Here is a 997-nt window from a genome sequence, read left to right on the forward strand (position 1 = left end):
GAGCTCGGTCCCGGGGATCCTCTAGAGTCCTGCCAGTGCAGGGTGAACGACAGTGACGGCCAGGCCTTGGGCAGGCGCGGATCGAAGCTCAGCTCGCCGTAGTGATCCCGCATGCCGCCGAAGCCGGCGACCAGCGCGGTCCAGACGCCGCCGGCGGAGGCCACGTGCACCCCGTCGGACGCGTTGTGGTGCAGGTCGCCGAGGTCGACGAAGATCGACTGCGAGAAGTACTCCAGAGCCAGATCTTGGTACCCGACCTCTGCCGCAAGGATCGCCTGGACGACCGCCGACAGCGTCGAATCTCCCGTCGTCAGCGGGTCGTAGTACTCGAAATCGGCCAGCTTCTCCTCGTCGGTGAAGTGATTGCCCTGCAGGTACAGCGCCAGCACGACATCGGCCTGCTTGAGCACCTGGTACCGGTAGATCACGAGCGGGTGGAAGTGCAGCAGCAGCGGACGCTGCTCCCGCGGCGTGTTCTCCAGATCCCATACCTCGCGCTCGAGGAACACCTCGTCCTGAGGATGGATGCCGAGGCCCTCGCTGTACGGGATGTGCATCGCCTCCGCGGCGGCATCCCACGCGTCCGCCTCCGACGGGTCGAACGAGAGACGCTCCACCATCTGCGCGTAGTGCTCCGGCGCATCCTGCGCCATCTCACGCACGATACGCGCCGCGAAACGCAGGTTGAAGCGCGCCATCACGTTCGTGAACAGGTTGTCGTTGACGACCGTCGTGTACTCGTCGGGACCGGTGACGCCGTGGATGTGGAACACCTCGGGCTGGCCGTCCTCGGTGAAGCGCCAGAACCCGAGCGTGGCCCAGAGCCGCGCCGTCTCGACGGCGATGTCCACGCCCTCGCGGTACAGGAACTCGTCGTCGCCCGTGGCACGCACGTACTTGGCGAGCGCGAAGCTGACGTCGGCGTTGATGTGGTACTGCGCGGTGCCGGCGGCGTAGTAGGCCGGACTCTAGAGGATCCCCGGGACCGAGCTCGAAT

The 997-nt window shown here is 66.4% G+C and carries 1 pseudogene; it reads right to left on the reverse strand.

The annotated features are described in order from the left end of the window. Positions 1–962: pseudogene (locus I5I_RS01290) on the reverse strand (glycosyl hydrolase family 65 protein); the annotation flags it as partial. Between the last annotated feature and the right edge of the window lie 35 nt (positions 963–997).

It is taken from the genome of Microbacterium sp. B24 (assembly GCF_000333415.1).
Taxonomy (GTDB): Bacteria; Actinomycetota; Actinomycetes; order Actinomycetales; family Microbacteriaceae; genus Microbacterium.